Below are 17,328 nucleotides of genomic sequence, written 5' to 3'. Positions count from 1 at the left end.
TGTGGCGCCACGTTGTCGCAGCCCCGCCTCCGGATGCTGCACCCGACCGTTCGGGCCTGTAGCGCGGTCCCACGCCCGAGATAGATTTTTTACTCTGTCTGCGGTCGACGGAGGTATGACCGACGAACTCCCGACCGAGAAGTACGAAGTCGTTGTGGTCGGCGGCGGTCCGGCCGGCCAGACGGCCGCGATGTACAGCACCCGACTCGGGCACCGGACGGCGCTGGTCGATCGGGGCGGCGGGCGCGCCGCGATGATGCAGGAGGTGCATAACCTGATCGGCGTCAGAGAGGAGACGAGCGGCAACGAGTACCTCGGCGTCGGCAAAGAGCAGTTAGAGGAGTACGGGTGTGATCTCCACCGCGATATGCTCACTTCCTGTGACCGAAGCGAGGGGGGATCGCTCGAACTCCAGGGCAACAGCGCCGTCTACCGGACGGAGTACGTCGTTCTTGCGACCGGCTTCAACGACATCCGTCCGGACCCGCCGCTCCCGCGGACCGGCCGCGGACTCCACTACTGCCTCCACTGCGACGCCCATATGTTCGTCGACCAGTCCGTGTACGTGATGGGTCACGCCGAGAGCGCGGCCCACGTCGCGGGCATAATGTTGAACTTCACCGACGAGGTCGACCTGCTCACCCGCGGCGACGACCCCGAGTGGAGCGACGAGACGGCGCGGATGCTCGAGGACCACCCGATCGACGTGATCCACGAGGACGTGACCGGCGTGCAGAACGGGGAAGACGGCTGGCTGCAGGCCCTCGAATTCGAGGACGGGTCGGTCAGGGAGTACAAGGGCGGCTTCGCGATGTACGGCGCGGAGTACAACAACGGGCTCGCCCGCGAACTCGGCTGCGACATCAACGACGACGGTACCGTCGACGTGAGCGATCACGGCGAGACGTCGACCGAGCGGGTGTACGCCGTCGGCGACCTGACGCCGGGACATAATCAGGTCCCGATCGCGCTCGCGGAGGGCGCCAAGGCCGGCATCGACATCCACTTCGCGCTCCGGGACTTCCCGCGGGAACCCGACGCCATCGCGGAGGCCGGTCCCGTCCGCTCCGAGGAGGTCCCCGGCATCCCCGACGAACTGCTCGAACAGGCCGTGGATTTCCACACGTACGGCGAATGAGATCGGGGCAGCGTGCGGCCCTGATTCAGGCGCTCGCGACGAGCGAGACGTAGCTCACCCGGCCGGCTTCGACCGCGGCCTCCAGTTCCGCGATCGCGTCCAGCGCACGCCGGCCGCGGTCGCCCATCAGTCCGAGGATCCCCTTGTAGTCGACCCGATCAGCCACGCGATCGCGCATCGCGAGGAGTTCCTCGCGGTGCTCGGCGGTGTGTTCCACGTCGAAGCCAGCGTCGGCAAGCCGACTGGTCAGTCGCTCACGGCTACGCGCCCCGTTCAGACAGAGGGCCTCGGCCATCCGATCGGGGACGTCGAGGTCCCCGCCCTCGACGACGACGTCCGAGAGGGCGATCCGCCCGCCGCGGTCCAGGACGCGACGCGCTTCCTCGAGGGCCGTCGGGAGGTCCGTGAGACAGAGGACACACTCCGCGAGCAGGACGTCCACCGCCCCGGTCCGCACGGGGAGCGCCGTCGCGTCACCCCGGATCGTCCGGTCGGTGTTTCGCGGCGGGTCGGGGTCGACGCCGAACGCGCGAGCACCGCGTTCGCGGGCGACCCGCAGCGCGTCGCCGGCGCCGCAGCCGACGTCCAACACGCGCGTTCCGGGGCCGACGTCGGCCCGATCGAGCAGTCGCGCCGTCGCCTCGGTGCCGCCGGGGTGGAGCGGTCCGTCTAGGACCGTCTCGAGCGTTCCCCACGGGTTCGCGAGCGCGGCGTCGAACAGGCCGTCCATCAGTCGCTCCCGTCGGCGCAGTCCCCTGTGTGACACCCACCGTCGGGAGCCGCCTGGTCGCCCCGGTAGCCGGCCGCGCCGTCGCGCTCCGCGGACGGGGCGTCGGCCGCGCGCTTCCCGCCCCAGCCGTGGCGGTTCCGGAGCGCGTACTCCCCGTCCTCGGTCGTCATATTGTAGCCGCAGAACGGGACCAGGTCGCCGTCGGCGGTCGGGACCGAGATGCAGCAGTTGCTGAGACGATTCAGGTCGGCGGCGTCAGCGTCCATAAACCCCGTGAACGATACCGGGAGGACCTCGTCGAACAGCCCCTTGACCCCGCCGGGCACGTCGACCCCGCAGCACCCGGCCGTCTTGCACGCCCACTCCTCTCCGGCCGCGGTGCCGGCCAGCAGCTCCATATAATCTCCCTCGTCGACCATCCCGGCGAGCGTGTCCCAGAGCCGGTCGTCGACGTACTGCGTGAGCGGGACGAACGAGTCCGCATCGGCGCACGCGTCCCCGCAGCCGCAGGCATCGGCGCGGTTCGCTCCGGTGTCGGCAGTCGCCGTTGGATCCGCGTCCCGCGGGACGAAGGCGGTCCCGATCTGGCAGTACGCGGAACAGCAGGGGGCCGGCAGCATATCCCGGGGCTCCAGCGACTCGATCTGCTCGGCCAGCAGGCGCGTGGCCTCGTCGAGGGCGAACCGGCCGTCGTTCCGCTCGTAGCGGCCGAAGTGCGCCACCGGCTGGAAGTTGACCGAGCGGACGACGTCACGGTTGTCGAGCGCGAAGCGGACGATGTCGCCCATCTCGTGATCGTTCACCCCGGGGACGACCGTCGGTACCAGGACGACCGGGAGGTCGGCGGCCCGGCAGGCGTCGATCGCGGCGTGCTTCTCGTCGACGAGGTCGACCTCGCGGATCTGCTCGTACGTCTCGCTCGTCAGGCCGTCGAACTGCAGGTACACCGCGGTGACGCCGGCCTCGGCGAGTCGCTCCGCGTACTTCTCCTCGGTCGCCAGGCGGATCCCGTTGGTGTTCACCTCGACGTGGTCGATCCCCCTGGCGCGAGCGCGCTCGACGAGCGCCGGGAGGTCGTCCCTGACCGTCGGTTCGCCCCCGGAGAACTGCAGCGGACGACCACCGGCGTCGGCGACCGTGTCCAGCAGCGCCTCGATCTCGTCGGTCGACCGGTGGTCGCCGCCGGGCCCGGAGCCGGCGAAACAGTAGGAGCACGAGAGGTTGCAGTCCCCGGTCACCTCGACGACAGCCAGGCAGGCGTGGTCCGGGTCGACGGTCAGGTCGCCGTCGTACTCCGGGCTCGGCCCGAAGTCGGCGGCCCACTCCCAGTGGTCCAGCGACCCCCAGACCTGTCGGCTGGTCGTCCCGTGGTCGGGACACTCGCGGGTGAGGAACACGCCGTCGTCGCGTTCCGCGTACCGGCCCGGGACCGCCTCGAGACAGTCCGGACAGAGGCTCGTCGTCGTCGCGATCGTGTCACTCTGTGGCACGCAAAGGAAGGAGGACCGATCCGGAATAAGCGTACCGGGGGTGTGTGACGGCCGAACGGGACCGAGCGCCACCCTCGGGCGCCGTCTTCGCCACAGCGCAGAACCCTTTTTCGCGAGCGTCGCCAACCGTCGCTATGTCACGTCCGGCGTCGGCGACGACCCAGTCGGACCGCTCGCCGACGACGCTCGCACGGGAGTTACTCCTCGCGCACAAACTCGGCGAGCCGACCGAGGATCTCCGGAGCGCGCTCGCGACGGCCACCGCCGAGGACCTCCACCGGGTCCGGAGCGACCGACGGACCGCGCTCGCGTTCTGGCTCAACTGCTACAACGCGGGCACGCAGCACCTCCTCGCCGAGCACCCCGAACTCTACGAGAGCCCCCTCCGATTCGTCCGCTTCTTTCACGCCCCCGCGGTGAGTGTCGCCGGCGCGGCGCTGCCGCTCGACCGCATCGAGAACGGGATCCTGCGCGGGGGTCGGTCGAAGTACGGGCTGGGATATCTGCCGAAGGTCTACGTCACGGACTTCGAGCGGCGCTACCGGCTCGAGGACTGCGATCCGCGGCTCCACTTCGCGCTGAACTGCGGGGCCGAGAGCTGTCCGGCGATCCGCGCGTACGAACCGGATCGCGTCGACGACCAACTGGATCTGGCGACCCGTAGCTACCTCGACGCGACGGTGGCGTACGATCCCGGAACGAACGTCGTTCGCGTGCCCCGCGTGTTCCTGTGGTTCCGCGGCGACTTCGGCGGGCGGACGGGCATCCGCTCGTTTCTCAAATCGTACGGGGCGCTTCCGGGGGACGCGAGGCCGAAGATCCGCTATCGGTCGTGGGACTGGTCGAAAGCGCCCGGTGGATTCGTCGAGTAGCCGCCCGCACGGTTTTCACCGTCGGCCCTCCACACTCCGGTATGGCCGAGGAAACGGACGAGAGAATCGAAGTCGAGGACGTTTCGCTCCCGAACGTCGCCGTCGGGCCGGACCCGTTTTCGCTGGCGGCACTACCTCCCGATGTCTCCTTCGTCGTCCTCTTCTTTCAGCGTGATCACTACTGCACGAACTGCCGAACGCAGGTCCAGGCGCTCGCCGACCGGATCGACGAGTTCCGCGAGCGCGACGCCGAAGTGGTCTCGGTCGTCCCCGAGCCGGTCGACCGCGTCGAGGCGTGGCAGGAGAGTTACGACCTCCCATATCCACTACTGGCGGATCCGAACACGGAGGCGGGCGACGCGTACGATCAGCCGGTCCGGTTCGGTGTCCTCGGGAAACTCTCCGACTTCTTTGGTCGGATGCCGCAGGTGGTCGTCGTCGACAGACGCGAGAGCGCGCCGGAAGTCGCGTACGTGCACAGAGGCTCGTCGACGTTCGACCGCCCCGAGATCGACGAGATCCTCGCGGAGATCGACGAAGTCCGCTGAGGCGTCGGGGCCGCCTCGGGCTGTCGATCCCGTCGCGGCTGGGTACCGAAGCGACACACCTGCGGTGGGTATTATGTCTCCGGGAGGGAGAGGACGAGTATGAACGACGTCGACTTCCTCGTCGTCGGTTCGGGGTCGGGACTGGACGTGGCCAACGCCGCCGCGAACCGCGGGCAGTCGGTCGCTGTCGTCGAGAAGGGGCCGCTCGGGGGGACGTGTCTCAACCGAGGGTGCATCCCCTCGAAGATGTTGCTCTACCACGCCGACGTGCTCGAGACGATCGATCGGGCAGGCGAGTTTCACATCGACGCCGAGGTCGCCGACGTCGAGTTCGCCGAGATCGTCCGCGAGGTCAACGAAGAGGTCCAGGCGGACGCGGCGTCGATCCGGGACGGACTGCGCTCCTCGTCCCGTCACGACCTCTACAAGGGCGAGGGTCGATTCGTCGACGACCGGACGGTCGAGGTCGTGAGCGGCGCGGACGAAGGAGCCAAGATCCGCGCGGAGACGGTCCTCATCGCCGCTGGGACTCGGCCCGCGGTCCCTGACGTCGACGGGATCGACGAGGTGGACTTCCTGACGAGCACGGAGGCGCTCCAACTGGAGACGCCGCCGGACCACCTCGTGATCGTCGGCGGTGGGTATATCGCGGCGGAACTGGGCCACTTCTTCGGCACCTTCGGAAGCGACGTGACGATCGTCGGCCGGCGTCCGAACCTGCTCCCGGAGGCCGACGCGGAGATCGCCGAAGCGTTCACCGAGCGCTACGCCGATCGCTTCACCCTCCACACGGGTCACGCGGCCACCGCCGTTTCGGAACGCGACGGGGCGGTGACCCTCGAAGCGCGTCCCTACGAGTACGGTCCCGACGGCGGGGCCGTCGGCGACGAGTCCGTGACCGTGACGGGCGACGAACTGCTCGTCGCGGCGGGCCGCACGCCGAACACGGACCTCCTGAACCTCGACGCGACGGGCGTCGAAACCGACGGACGGGGGTTCGTCGAGACCGACGAGTACCTCAGGACGACCGCCGACGGCGTGTGGGCGCTCGGCGATATCGTCGGCGAGTACCTGCTGAAACACAGCGCGAACCACGAGGCGCAGGCTGTCGCCCGAAACCTCTTCGGGGACGAACTCCAGCCCGTCGATTACACCGCGATGCCCTTCGCGGTGTTCGCCTCGCCCGAGGTCGCCGGCGTCGGCGCTCGCGAGGAAGAACTCAGAGAGGCCGACCGCGAGTACGCCACCCGGACGTATCAGTACGATCAGACTGCGCGGGGGAGCGCGATGAAGGCTGACGGGTTCCTAAAGGCGATCATCGACCTCGACGGGCAGATTCTCGGCTGCCACATCATCGGCCCGGAGGCGGCCGACCTGATCCAGGAGGTCGTCGTCGCGATGACGGCGGGATCGGGGACCGTGCAGGACATCCGCGAGTCCGTCCACATCCACCCCGCGCTGTCAGAGGTCGTCCAGCGCGGGTTCTCCGGGCAGTTCTCCCGCGGGGACGCCGGCCACTCGCACTGAACGACCGGTCCGGGAGCGACGTCGTCGAACCGTCGCGGTCAGACGAGCCCGTCCCCAGCGACCAAGGCTCGTATATAAATGTGTCTCGGGAGGGTTTCGGGATCACACGGCTACAGCCGATATATACCGGTCCGGGACGTATCGGAGCGTGCAATGACGAAAGCAGCAGTCATCATCCTCGCAGGAACAGAGGGACACGAAAACGCCGGGCGCCTGGTAAACGGGCTCGAAACGGCGAAGGAGTTCGCCGAGGCGGACGGCGACGAGGTCGAGGTCATCTTCGACGGCGCGGGCACGCAGTGGATCCCGGAACTCGAAGACGAAGCCAACGACTACCACGAGCTGTATCAGGCGGTCCGCGACGACGCCTCCGCGTGTGACTTCTGTTCCGGCGCGTTCGGCGTCGAGGACGCCGTCGCCGACGCGGGCGTCGTGACGCTCGACGACCACGACGGCCACCCGAGCATCCGCTCGCTGGTCGACGACGGCTACGAGGTCATCACGTTCTGAGTTCGGTCCCGGAGACCGAAACCGACTAACGGCTTTTTGATAGGGGAGCGTGGAGACCGACAAACGATGCCGACCGACTCGAACGGTGATCGCGGACGAAGCTCCGATCCAGCGAGCGACGGCCGTTCCTCGGCCGCCGAGGAGCGCTACCGGAAGATCTTCGAGCACAACAACGACGCCGTGATGGTCGTCGATCTCGAGTCCGAGGCGTTCGTCGACGTGAACCCGAGAGCGTGCGAGCTGCTCGGGTACTCCCGGGAGGAGCTCCTGTCGATGCATCCCGAAGACATCCACCCGTCCGATATCGACCGGGTGCGCCGCGAGTTCATCTCCCAGGTCGTCGAGGAGGGGTCCGGATTCACCGACGAGCTGACGTGTCTGACGAAACACGGCGACGAGATCCCGACAAAGATCTCGGGCGCGGCCTTAGAGCCCGCTGACGGCGGAGGTGAGCCGACGACGATGATCGCGATGCTCCGTGACGTCTCCGAGCGCGTCCAGCACCGCCGCGAGCTCGAAGAGACGATCGAACGGCTGGATCGGTTCGCCGGGATCGTCTCTCACGACCTGAAGAACCCCCTCTCCGTCATCACGGGCCACCTGACGCTCGCGCGGGAGACCGGCGATCCGGAGCACTTCGACGCCATCGAGCGGGCGGCCGACCGGATGGACCGAATGCTGTCGGAGCTCCTCCGGCACACCAGAGGGGGCGAACTCGTCGAGGAGCGGACGGGGGTCGAACTGAAGGCCCTGGCGCGTGAGGTCTGGAGCGACTGCGAACTCGGCGCTGCCACCCTGCGAATCGAGTCGTCTCTGCGCCTCCGCGCCGACCGGGGTCGGGTCCGCGAACTCCTCGTGAACCTCTTCGAGAACGCGTCCGCCCACGGCGGGGAGTCGGTGACCGTCCGGGTTGGCACGTTCGAGCGCGAGGGGGAGAGCGGCTTCTACGTCGAAGACGACGGGCAGGGCGTCCCCGAAGACGAGCGGGAGGCCATCTTCGAGTGGGGCCACACGACGTCCGACGACGGGACCGGCTTCGGCCTCGCCATCGTCGCCGAAATCGCGGCGGCGCACGGGTGGGAAATCGAGGTCTGTGACGCCGAAGAGGGTGGCGCGCGCTTCGAGGTCGAGACGTCGTGACGCCGTCGCGGACGGGCCTACGGGGATCCCGACGCCGCAGGCGGATGAATCGGAACGGACGCGCCCGATAGAACAGGATGAGTCTGATCGACGGCCGGGATCGGATCTGATATATAAATCGTTTGGTGGGGTGAAACGCGGTTCCACGCCCACGGCGTCGTTAAGCCCTTCCGCCCCGGTCTGCTCCTGTATGGGCGATCACTCGTCCCCGAACACGCCCGACGGGGACACGACGTGGTACAAGGCACTCTCCCCGGACGAGCTCCCGGAGGGCCGCGTCACGGCCGTCAGCTGTGGCGATACGACCGTCGCGATGACGCATTACGACGGCGAATACGCGGCGCTCGACAACAGCTGTCCCCACCAAGGCGGCCCGCTCGGCGAGGGCTCGATCGAGACCGGCTGGCTCCGCTGTCCGTGGCACGGGTGGGACTTCGACCCGCAGACCGGCGAGACGCCCGGCCCGCACGACGACTGCGTCCGGACGTTTCCGGTCGAGGAACGCGAGGACGGCATCTACGTCGGCTTTCCCGAAGAAGCGCCCCACGAGCGGACGGTCTCGGACGTCGTCGCCGAGACGCTCGTCAACTGGGGCGTCCGGCAGGTCTGGGGGATCGTCGGCCACTCGAATCTCGGCCTCGCCGACGCGCTCCGCCGCGAGGCCGACCGGGGGAACCTCTCGTACTACGGCGTCCGTCACGAGGGCGCCGGCGCGTTCGCCGCCTCGGCGTACGGGAAGCTCACCGGGCGTCCGGCGGCCTGTTTCTCCATCGCCGGTCCCGGCGCGACGAACATGCTCACGGGACTGTGGGACGCCAACGTCGACGGGTCGCCGACCATCGCGCTCACGGGACAGGTCGAGTCGCAGGTCCTCGGGACGGGCAACTTCCAGGAGGTCGACCTCGAGGCCGCCTACGGCGACGTCGCGGAGTTCGAGGCGACCGCCCTGCCGGACAGCCAGCACGCCGAACTCGCGACCCGCGCCGCCAAGACCGCCATCCTCGAACGGGGGGTCTCACACCTGATCTTCCCCGACGAGATCCAGACCCAGTCCGCCGAGGATGTCGAACCAGGCGACCCCGAGGGACGCATCACGGATCGCGACATCAGTCCGCCAGAGGACGCGCTCCAAGATGCTGTGGACTTACTCGAGACCGCCGAACGGCCGGTCATCATCGTCGGTCACGGCGCTCGCTTCGAGATGGACGGGATCGTCGACCTCGCCGAGCGGTTCGACTGTCCGGTGCTGACGACGTTCAAGGGCAAAGGGCAGATTCCCGACTCGCATCCGCTTGCTGGGGGTGTCCTCGGGCGAAGCGGGACGCCCATCGCCAGCCACTTTATGAACGAGGCGGACCTGCTGGCCGTCTTCGGGGCGAGCTTCTCGAATCACACGGGCATTGCCGAGTACAAGCCGACGATCCACGTCGACTACGACGCGATGACGCTGGGGAAATTCCACAGTATCGACGTGCCCGTCTGGGGCGAGATCGGCGTCACAGTCGACGAACTGCTTGACCGTATCGACGATATCGAAGCGGAGAGCCAGCGCGAAGAACTCGCCGACCGGTGGGCGATCTGGCGCGAAGAGAAGGCGACGCGCCGCGCCGGGACGCCCGAGCGTGGCGTCAACTACGCCACCGCCTTCGACGCGATGACGCGGCTCGTCCCCGACGACGCGATCATCCCCGTCGACGTCGGGAACAACACCTACGCGTTCGGACGGTACTTCGAACCGGAACACCAGTCGGTACTTATGTCAGGCTATCTCGGCTCAATCGGCTTTGCGTTCCCGGCTGCGCTGGGCGCGTGGGCGGCCACACAGGAACCCGAGTCGCCGTTCGCCGGTCGCAAGGTGGTCTCGGTCTCTAGCGACGGCGGCTTCGGCCAGTACATGAGCGAGTTCACGACCGCCGTCAAGTACGATATGGATATCACGCACATCCTTTTGAACGACGACGAACTCGGGAAGATCAGCAAGGAGCAGCGCACGGGCGGCTGGGACGTCTGGCAGACCGATCTGGTCAATCCTGAATTCGCTGCATTCGCCGAAAACTGCGGCGGTCACGGCGTCTTCGTCGACGACGAGGACGCACTCGACGAAGCACTCGAAGATGCAATCGGGTACGACGGCCCCGCCCTCGTCGAAATCCTCACCGACTCGGATCCGGTGTGAACATTCCCGAAACGACACTCCAATGATGATACACACTACATCGATTTCCGGTCAGCAGTCGTCGAGTCGTATCGAGCGCCGATCTACCCCCCAAGCAGGGAGGTACACAATATGAGTCGCTCCAACGAGGGAGCGGCCGAACAGGTCGCCGTCTGGAGCGACCTCCCGGATCGTGAACCCACACACGCTCGGGTTGAGGATGTCGACCTCGTGGTCGTCCGGTACGACGACGAGGTGTCGGTCCTGTACGGTCGCTGCCTGCATCGCGGGGTGCTCCTCGGCGACGGCCACGTCGAGGGGCACAATCTCATCTGCGGCGTTCACGGTTGGGATTACCGATACGACACGGGCGTCAGCGAGTACGACAACTCGGAGGTTCTCGAGACGTTCACCGCGTGGGTCGACGAGGACGAGGACGCCGTCTTCGTCGACGCCGAGGAAGTCGCGACGTGGGCGGAAGAGAATCCGCAACCGTACGATCCACCCGAGGCTGGAGACGGCGACGACGGGGCGATGCAGGGAGCCACCGACGATATCGACGGGGGATCGGTCGACCCCGAGTTCTACGGTGAGCCCGACGACGAGAACGAGCCGTACACACACTACATCCAGAGTCTCGCCCAGGAGGGACCCGAGGGAATCGGTGAGCACGGTGACGTCTCCGCGATGGGCGTCCCGCGTTCCGAACTCCCGTCCTGGGACGACCTGCAGATCCTGACGGCTCAGCTCGCCCAGACCCCGCTCGACGACGAAGCCCCAGTCGATACGGAACTCGTGATCGGCCCGAACGCGGAGAACCCGCTCCGGCTGGACATCCCGATCTTCGTGAGTGATATGAGTTTCGGGGCGCTCAGCGAGGAGGCGAAGATCGCTATCTCGAAAGGGGCAGATCAGGCGGGTACGGGCATCTGTTCCGGTGAAGGTGGGATGCTTCCCGAAGAACAGGATGTCAACTCTCGGTATTTCTACGAGTACGCAACGGGGAAATTCGGCTGGGACATCGACCTTGTCGAACGGGTCCAGGCGTTCCATTTCAAAGCCGGCCAAGGCGCGAAGACCGGAACCGGTGGCCACCTCCCGGGCGAGAAGGTACAGGGCCGGATCGCCGAGGTTCGTGACCTCGAACCGGGGACGGACGCTGTGAGTCCGTCACGGTTCGACGACCTGCGGACGCCCGAGGACTTCGCCGAGATGGCTGACCGGGTACGCGACGTCGGCGGCGGCATCCCGATCGGATTCAAGCTCTCCGCCCAGCACGTCGAGGAGGATATCGACTTCGCGCTGGAGACCGGCGCGGACTATCTCATCCTCGACGGCCGGGGCGGAGGAACCGGCGCAGCGCCGGACGTGTTCAAGAACAACATCTCCGTCCCGACGATGGCAGCGCTCGCGCGTGCCCGCCGCCACTTAGACGAGCGCGACCGGCCGGATGTGACGCTCATCGCAACGGGCGGCCTCCGGACGGAATCTGACTTCATCAAGGCGATGGCGCTCGGCGCTGACGGGGTCGCGGTCGCGAACTCCGCGATGCAGGCGATCGGCTGTCTCGGGATGCGGGCCTGTGACTCGAACAACTGTCCGGTCGGGATCGCCACCCAACGAGAGGACCTCAGAAACCGCCTCGTCATCGACTCCGCCGCCGACGGCTTACAGAATTTTTTCGAGGCGACGGTCGAACTGATGAAGGTGATGGCCCGTGCCTGTGGACACGACAGCCTCTCCGGATTCGAACGCCGTGATCTGACGACCTGGAAGAAGGATATCGCCGACCTGACCGGCGTCGAATATGCGGGGGTTACGGAACCGTGACGCCGATGCCCCAACGCTTGAATGTTCGGCACGAACAGAGACTAACTAATGCGAATTCGTGGCCGTCCAGCGATTCTGTGGGTATTGCTGGCGGTGCTTGGCCAGCTCGCGGTCCGTGCAGCAATCGGCGGTGTGGCCTTGCTGATGACCTCTTCCGGAAAGATTGTGGGCCTCTCGTCGGCTCCACTCGACGGGACGCCGTTCGAGAACTTCCTTGTTCCGGGCCTCATCCTCTTCGTCGTGTTCGGACTCGTCCCGGCAGTCGTGTGCTACGGGCTCTATACGCGACGCCGGTGGGGGTGGACCACGAGCGTCGGCGTCGCCGTTGCGATGCTGGTCTGGGTATTCGTGGAGGTGGTTGTCGGCTTCGATCGTCCAACAATCTATCTGAACCTCGCAACCGCCGGAGCGATCGTAGTGATTGCTGTTCACCCAGCAGTCCGCCACGACAGATCGAATATCAAGCGGTCGTGATAGGGGCAAACCTACCGGAAATACGCAAAATCACCACCGATTGAATATGGATATAGAACTAATTACAGTCGCTGCGGTGGCAGAGAACGGCGTTATCGGCCGGGACGGCGAACTACCGTGGCCGAGCATCTCGACCGACAAACGACAGTACCGAAAGCGGATCGCAGACTGGCCCGTCATCCTCGGTCGTCGAACGTTCGACTCGATGCGTGATGACCTGCCCGGAACGGCACAGATCGTATTGAGCCGATCGGCGTCCGAATACGACGTCGAATCAGCACACCACGTGGGAGGCATCGACGACGCGGTCGCAACCGTCGAGTCGCTTGGGTCCGACCGCGCCTACGTCATCGGTGGGGCAGGCATCTACGACCTGTTCCAGCCCGTCGTCGATCGAATGGTACTCAGCCGGATACCCGGTGAATACGACGGTGACGCCTACTTCCCGGAATGGGATGCGAATGAGTGGACCGTCGTCGATCGCACCCCCTACGACGACTTCACCCTCGAAGAGTGGGTGCGAGAACCGAGCTAACGAGTACTCCTTACCAATTATGGATACGTCTGATCTACCCACACCTGTCGCCGAGTACCTCTCCACCAATCGTACAGAGCTGTTCGAGTTCACGGAGACGCTCGTGGGCTACGAGACACAGAATCCACCCGGGCGAACGATCGATGTCGTCGAGTGGCTCGAAGATACGCTCGAGGAACCTTCGCTGTCCGTAGAGCGCTTCGAAGTCGACCCCGAAAAGCCCAACCTCGTCGCTACGCTCCCCGGCCAAGTCGACCGGACGCTGTGTTTCAACGGCCATCTCGACACCGTCCCGTTCGACGAGAGCGATTGGGCGTACGATCCGCTAGGTGAGCGAGACGACGACCGCATCTACGGACGTGGAACGACCGATATGAAAGGTGCCGTCGCTGCAATGGTGCAGGTCGCGCTCGCCTACGCTCGCACCGGGACTGAACCACCTGTGACACTCCAGTTCGCGCTCGTGAGCGACGAGGAGACCGGCGGAGACGCCGGCCTCACGACGCTGCTAGAGACGTCCGAGTTCAATCCCGACGCCTGTGTCGTTGGCGAAACCACCGCTCGGAACGGGCGACATTCCGTCTCGGTTGCCGATCGTGGGAACATTTGGCTGACGCTCGAAGCGTCGGGCACGGCTGCCCACGGCTCACGGCCGATGATCGGGGAGAACGCGGTTGATCGACTAACAGATGCAATCGAGCAGCTTCGACACGACTTCGGACAGCAGAAACTGTCGGTCGATTCATCGATGGACGAGATTATCGAGGAATCCATCGACTTCTACGAGCCGGAGGCCGGGGGCGAGGCTGCCCGCAGCCTGTACCGATACCCGACGATCAATCTCGGCATCATCGAGGGCGGAACGGCGATCAACACAGTGCCGGCCTCGGCGTGTGCGAGAGTCGATATTCGATTGACCGCCGGTGTCGATACCAGAGAGGCACTCGGCGGGATACGGAACTGCTTGACCGGGATGGATGGTATCGAGATTGCGGACATCTCCTGGACCCGTGGGTCGTACGAACCGCTCGGGAGTCCCATCGTCGAAGCGAGCGCGCAGGCGGCCGAGCACGTCGTCGACGACCAGGTCTACCGACGGAGTGCGACTGGTGGTGGCGACGCCAAGGTCCTCCGACACAACGGAACTCCCACGGTCGAGTTCGGCTTCGGCACCCAGACAGCGCACGGAACTGATGAATACATAACGACCGAGGCCCTGGTTCGAAACGCTATCAGCTACGGAACACTCCCAGTCCTCTACGAGCAATTCACGAGTACTGACGAATGATTGCAGCTATTGGGGGGCCAACAGTCGCGCTGATGACGCTCGTTATTCTGATCGCCGGAACGACGAATGGGCTGGCTGGCTTCGGGTTCGCCCTCGTCGGGACGATGGCACTCGCAACGGTGATCGATCCGGCGACGGCAGTCGTGTTCATGATCATCCCTATTCTCGCGGTGAATCTTTCGCTGGTACGTGATCTCTCCCGGGAAGAGCTCCGAACCTGTAGTCGACGGTTTGCTCCACTCATCGGTGCTGCGCTGGTCGGCACGGTAGTCGGGATGGCCGTCCTCAGTAGTCTTCCAACCGCCCCACTGCGTGTGGGGCTCGGAGTATTGACGCTCGGCTTCGTCGCGACCGCTCAGCAACGGATTCCCCTCCCAGAATGGTCGGCAGGTAGAATCGGTGCGTTCGCTCACACGCGAACTGGGATGGTCGGTGTCGGCGGCATCTCGGGACTGTTGTTCGGCGGGACGAACGTCGGTGTACAGCTCATCGCGTATCTTCGGAGCTTCGACCTCTCACACGGATTATTCGTCGGCGTCGTCGCGCTCGTATTCCTGGGACTCAACGGTATCCGCGTTGGTGTGGCGGGGCTGTTCGGGCTATATCCGAGCGGAATTGTCCTGTTCGCGTCCGTCGTCGCTGCCATCCCGGCCGTCATCGGAGTCGCAGTCGGGAAGCGCCTTCGAATCACCGCCAGCGAGCGCTCTCGCAGACTCGTCGTGCTGGGGCTGCTTACCGTGGTGGGAATCCGTCTGGTAGGCGGCGGGGCCGGAATACTGTGAATAGCGATGTCAGTATTTCAGTCGAGATCCGCTTCAAGTGAATAGATACGCTGCCTGGCATCGATAAACGAGATACGTGACTTGACGAGCCCGTTCTCTTCGAGTTGGGTGAGTGCATAGCGAACGGTTCGCGCTGGAAGAAGTGTCGACTCGGCGAGGGCCGACTGGGTACTATCGCCCTCATATTCGAGTGTTTTCGCGACGAGTTTTGCACTCGGCGGGAGGTCGTGGAGGGCAGTCGAAGGTGCTTGAGTGGACAAAGACGACTGGTCTGGCATCAATATCAGAGAATGGGATGGAATCATCTTAACCGACTACCGGAGATGCAACGCGGTTACACAACCGTTCGCTGGTCATCAATTACTCGTCCGTCGAGGTCCACTCCAAGAGGGGTTCGAGCCGAGTTCTCACCTCGCCCCCGTCGTCGGTCAGCGAGTACTCGACGCGGGGTGGAATCTCGTTATACTGATAGTGATTACTCTCACTGTTTACCGCCGAACGCCGTTACCGGGGGTAGCGTTCGGCGGTAAGAGACGAGAGTAATCACTATGAGTCCGAGAGACCAGTCCGGCCTCCTCGAATTCGTCCAACCGTTTCGAGATGGTCGAGGTACTGGCGCTCGAGAGGTGCTCCTCGATCGCCCCAAACCGGAGTGACTCGTGAGCGCCAATGATGCTAATCAGCTACATCGCACATTTCTGGCTGAGCGTGTCGATGACACCGGTCAGCGGACAGTAGCACGTTCCGTCGACATCGCACGTAAGGGGGGAGATGATGTTGAATCTGCCATAGCTTCGTGGCCTCCGACCTACTCCATAGCTTTGGACTCCACAGTACAATTACTTCGCGTTCTAAATCTGTGACGAGATGGAGGAGCACAATTCGTATGATCTCGTGATTCTCGGCGGCGGAGCCGCTGCCTTTGCTGCCATCACAGAAGCGAGTGGACGAGGGCTTTCGACAGCATTGGTGAATACAGGACTCCCAATCGGCGGGACGTGCATAAACGTCGGCTGTGTCCCGAGCAAACACCTCCTCGCTGTCGGCGAGAGTGCTGCCGCACCGCAGGAGAATCCGTTCGAGGCAGTCCGGTACAGCGACGACGAGCCGACGGTCGACCGGGCGGAGGCACTCGACGGCACCGACGCTCTGGTCGAGCGGTTCCGGCAGGAGAACTACGTCGACGTCGCCGAGCACTTCGAGACTGATATCTACGGGGGCTACGGCCAACTGATCGACAGCAAGGGACTACGTCCCTCGGGCAACCGAAACGCTGAGCGTTCCGGTGACGACACGGCCATCGAAATCGTCGATGGCCCCGACAAAGGGATCCAGATCACCGGCAAGAAAACGCTAGTCGCGACGGGGAGTTCACCCTGGGCACCACCCATCGACGGGCTCGACGACGTCGACTACTACACGAGCGAAACCATTCTCGAGGAACGCGATCTTCCCGAGAGCATCGTCATCATCGGTGACGGGTACATCGCGCTCGAATGGGGACAGATCCTCCACCAGGTCGGTGTCGACATCACGATTCTCCAGCGCTCCGAGCACGTCCTCTCCGGAATGGAAGGCCAGCTCGGTCGTGAGATGTAGAGGACGTTCGAAGCAGAGGGTATCGCGGTGGTCACCGGTAACGACTTCCAGCGCGTCCGCACGCCAGCAGCCGACGGAAGCGCCGACACGAGACAGTCAGGCATCATTATCGAGACGATTGTCGACAACACCGAGCGCACGGTCACCGGGGACGCGCTGTTCGTCGCGACTGGCGTCACGCCGAACAGCGAGGGGATCGGCCTCGAGACCGTCGGGATCGAAACTCGGTGTGATGATGAACTTCGCCCCCGCTCGGAGCGCCGCACCCGCCGTTTCGGCGTCGAGAACGGTCCCCGCCTCGACGAGTACCTCCGACCGGTCGAAAGCGTCGCTCATACGGCTGATCGTCTCCAGTGCGCCGTCCGTGTCGGCGGTCACCTCCACCACGTCGACGCCGCCAGCGGCGAGCGCGTCGACCACGTCGACCGTCTTCGGCGCCGGTGCGCCCCGGATAATTCCCACGATTCCGGTGTCGAGCAGGCGCGCGAGGTCGGTATGTCGGTGTCGGCTCATACGCCTCCCTGTCGAGTGACGGTGATAAATCGACTGACGAACGGCGCGTTCAGGCCGCTTTTTGTTCGTTTTTAGTGAACAAAGATCAAAAGTTAATTTTTGTTTAGCATTACTGAACACCTCAGTCAGCGAGATCGAGCTCGACTCGTTTGGCCGCGCTGAGGACGAGTCCGGGGAGGTCCTCTTCGAGGCGCTTG

General features: G+C 65.1%; 15 protein-coding genes and 3 pseudogenes. 13 read left to right on the top strand and 5 right to left on the bottom strand.

What is annotated here, in order from left to right; genetic code table 11:
* The first annotated feature begins 115 nt into the window (after positions 1-115).
* A complete protein-coding gene (locus tag ACQUQ0_RS15715; RefSeq protein ID WP_435186488.1) occupies positions 116-1,138 on the top strand; it encodes an NAD(P)/FAD-dependent oxidoreductase in 1,023 nt (340 codons plus the stop codon).
* Between the two features lie 25 nt (positions 1,139-1,163).
* Here the strand turns inward: ACQUQ0_RS15715 and ACQUQ0_RS15710 are convergent, their stop codons facing one another.
* A complete protein-coding gene (locus ACQUQ0_RS15710; protein ID WP_435186487.1) occupies positions 1,164-1,868 on the bottom strand; it encodes a methyltransferase domain-containing protein in 705 nt (234 codons plus the stop codon).
* Positions 1,868-3,358 (bottom strand): radical SAM protein, encoded by a 1,491-nt coding sequence (locus tag ACQUQ0_RS15705; RefSeq protein WP_435186486.1) that lies wholly within the window; start codon positions 3,356-3,358, stop codon positions 1,868-1,870. The genes ACQUQ0_RS15710 and ACQUQ0_RS15705 overlap by 1 nt, the downstream gene beginning before the upstream one ends.
* A gap of 134 nt (positions 3,359-3,492) precedes the next feature.
* Here ACQUQ0_RS15705 and ACQUQ0_RS15700 point away from each other — a divergent pair, with 134 nt between their 5' ends.
* The 11 genes from ACQUQ0_RS15700 (at position 3,493) to ACQUQ0_RS15650 (ending at position 15,019) form a co-directional block, all read left to right on the top strand.
* Complete coding sequence (locus ACQUQ0_RS15700) at positions 3,493-4,230, top strand: DUF547 domain-containing protein (protein ID WP_435186484.1); 738 nt, start codon at positions 3,493-3,495, stop codon at positions 4,228-4,230.
* A 41-nt stretch (positions 4,231-4,271) separates the two neighbouring features.
* Positions 4,272-4,778, top strand: a complete 507-nt coding sequence (locus ACQUQ0_RS15695) for a peroxiredoxin family protein (protein ID WP_435186483.1) — start codon at positions 4,272-4,274, stop codon at positions 4,776-4,778.
* A gap of 99 nt (positions 4,779-4,877) precedes the next feature.
* Positions 4,878-6,305 carry a dihydrolipoyl dehydrogenase gene (locus ACQUQ0_RS15690; protein WP_435186481.1) on the top strand — a complete coding sequence of 476 codons (1,428 nt, stop codon included), beginning with the start codon at positions 4,878-4,880 and terminating at the stop codon, positions 6,303-6,305.
* A 153-nt stretch (positions 6,306-6,458) separates the two neighbouring features.
* The gene (locus tag ACQUQ0_RS15685; RefSeq protein ID WP_435186480.1) at positions 6,459-6,815 is read left to right on the top strand and encodes a DsrE family protein; all 357 of its coding nucleotides are present in this window, start codon (positions 6,459-6,461) and stop codon (positions 6,813-6,815) included.
* Positions 6,816-6,881: 66 nt separating this feature from the next.
* Positions 6,882-7,955 carry a two-component system sensor histidine kinase NtrB gene (locus tag ACQUQ0_RS15680; RefSeq protein ID WP_435186478.1) on the top strand — a complete coding sequence of 358 codons (1,074 nt, stop codon included), beginning with the start codon at positions 6,882-6,884 and terminating at the stop codon, positions 7,953-7,955.
* A 190-nt stretch (positions 7,956-8,145) separates the two neighbouring features.
* Positions 8,146-10,131, top strand: a complete 1,986-nt coding sequence (locus tag ACQUQ0_RS15675) for a thiamine pyrophosphate-binding protein (protein ID WP_435186477.1) — start codon at positions 8,146-8,148, stop codon at positions 10,129-10,131.
* A gap of 111 nt (positions 10,132-10,242) precedes the next feature.
* A complete protein-coding gene (locus ACQUQ0_RS15670; protein WP_435186475.1) occupies positions 10,243-11,940 on the top strand; it encodes a glutamate synthase-related protein in 1,698 nt (565 codons plus the stop codon).
* Between the two features lie 144 nt (positions 11,941-12,084).
* On the top strand, positions 12,085-12,414 hold the full coding sequence (locus ACQUQ0_RS15665) for a hypothetical protein (protein WP_435186473.1): 330 nt from the start codon (positions 12,085-12,087) through the stop codon (positions 12,412-12,414).
* Between the two features lie 52 nt (positions 12,415-12,466).
* Entirely contained in the window at positions 12,467-12,949 is a 483-nt protein-coding gene (locus ACQUQ0_RS15660; RefSeq protein WP_435186529.1) for a dihydrofolate reductase, read from the top strand.
* Between the two features lie 19 nt (positions 12,950-12,968).
* The gene (locus tag ACQUQ0_RS15655) at positions 12,969-14,237 is read left to right on the top strand and encodes a M20 family metallopeptidase (RefSeq protein WP_435186471.1); all 1,269 of its coding nucleotides are present in this window, start codon (positions 12,969-12,971) and stop codon (positions 14,235-14,237) included.
* 32 nt (positions 14,238-14,269) lie between these two features.
* Positions 14,270-15,019 (top strand): sulfite exporter TauE/SafE family protein, encoded by a 750-nt coding sequence (locus tag ACQUQ0_RS15650; protein WP_435186469.1) that lies wholly within the window; start codon positions 14,270-14,272, stop codon positions 15,017-15,019.
* Between the two features lie 17 nt (positions 15,020-15,036).
* Here the strand turns inward: ACQUQ0_RS15650 and ACQUQ0_RS15645 are convergent, their stop codons facing one another.
* Positions 15,037-15,297: a winged helix-turn-helix transcriptional regulator gene (locus ACQUQ0_RS15645; protein WP_435186467.1), complete on the bottom strand. Its 261-nt coding sequence runs from the start codon at positions 15,295-15,297 to the stop codon at positions 15,037-15,039.
* An 82-nt stretch (positions 15,298-15,379) separates the two neighbouring features.
* Positions 15,380-15,702: pseudogene (locus tag ACQUQ0_RS15640) on the bottom strand (winged helix-turn-helix transcriptional regulator).
* 184 nt (positions 15,703-15,886) lie between these two features.
* On the opposite strand from ACQUQ0_RS15640, the pseudogene ACQUQ0_RS15635 reads away from it, so the two are divergent.
* Positions 15,887-16,852, top strand: a pseudogene (locus ACQUQ0_RS15635) (FAD-dependent oxidoreductase); the annotation flags it as partial.
* Positions 16,853-16,882: 30 nt separating this feature from the next.
* On the opposite strand, the pseudogene ACQUQ0_RS15630 reads toward ACQUQ0_RS15635, so the two are convergent.
* Positions 16,883-17,131, bottom strand: a pseudogene (locus tag ACQUQ0_RS15630) (bifunctional 4-hydroxy-2-oxoglutarate aldolase/2-dehydro-3-deoxy-phosphogluconate aldolase); the annotation flags it as partial.
* Between the last annotated feature and the right edge of the window lie 197 nt (positions 17,132-17,328).

Source organism: Halobellus sp. EA9, from assembly GCF_051195055.1.
GTDB classification, from domain to species: domain Archaea; phylum Halobacteriota; class Halobacteria; order Halobacteriales; family Haloferacaceae; genus Haloquadratum; species Haloquadratum rubicundus.
This window is presented reverse-complemented; position numbering and strand designations above follow the sequence as displayed.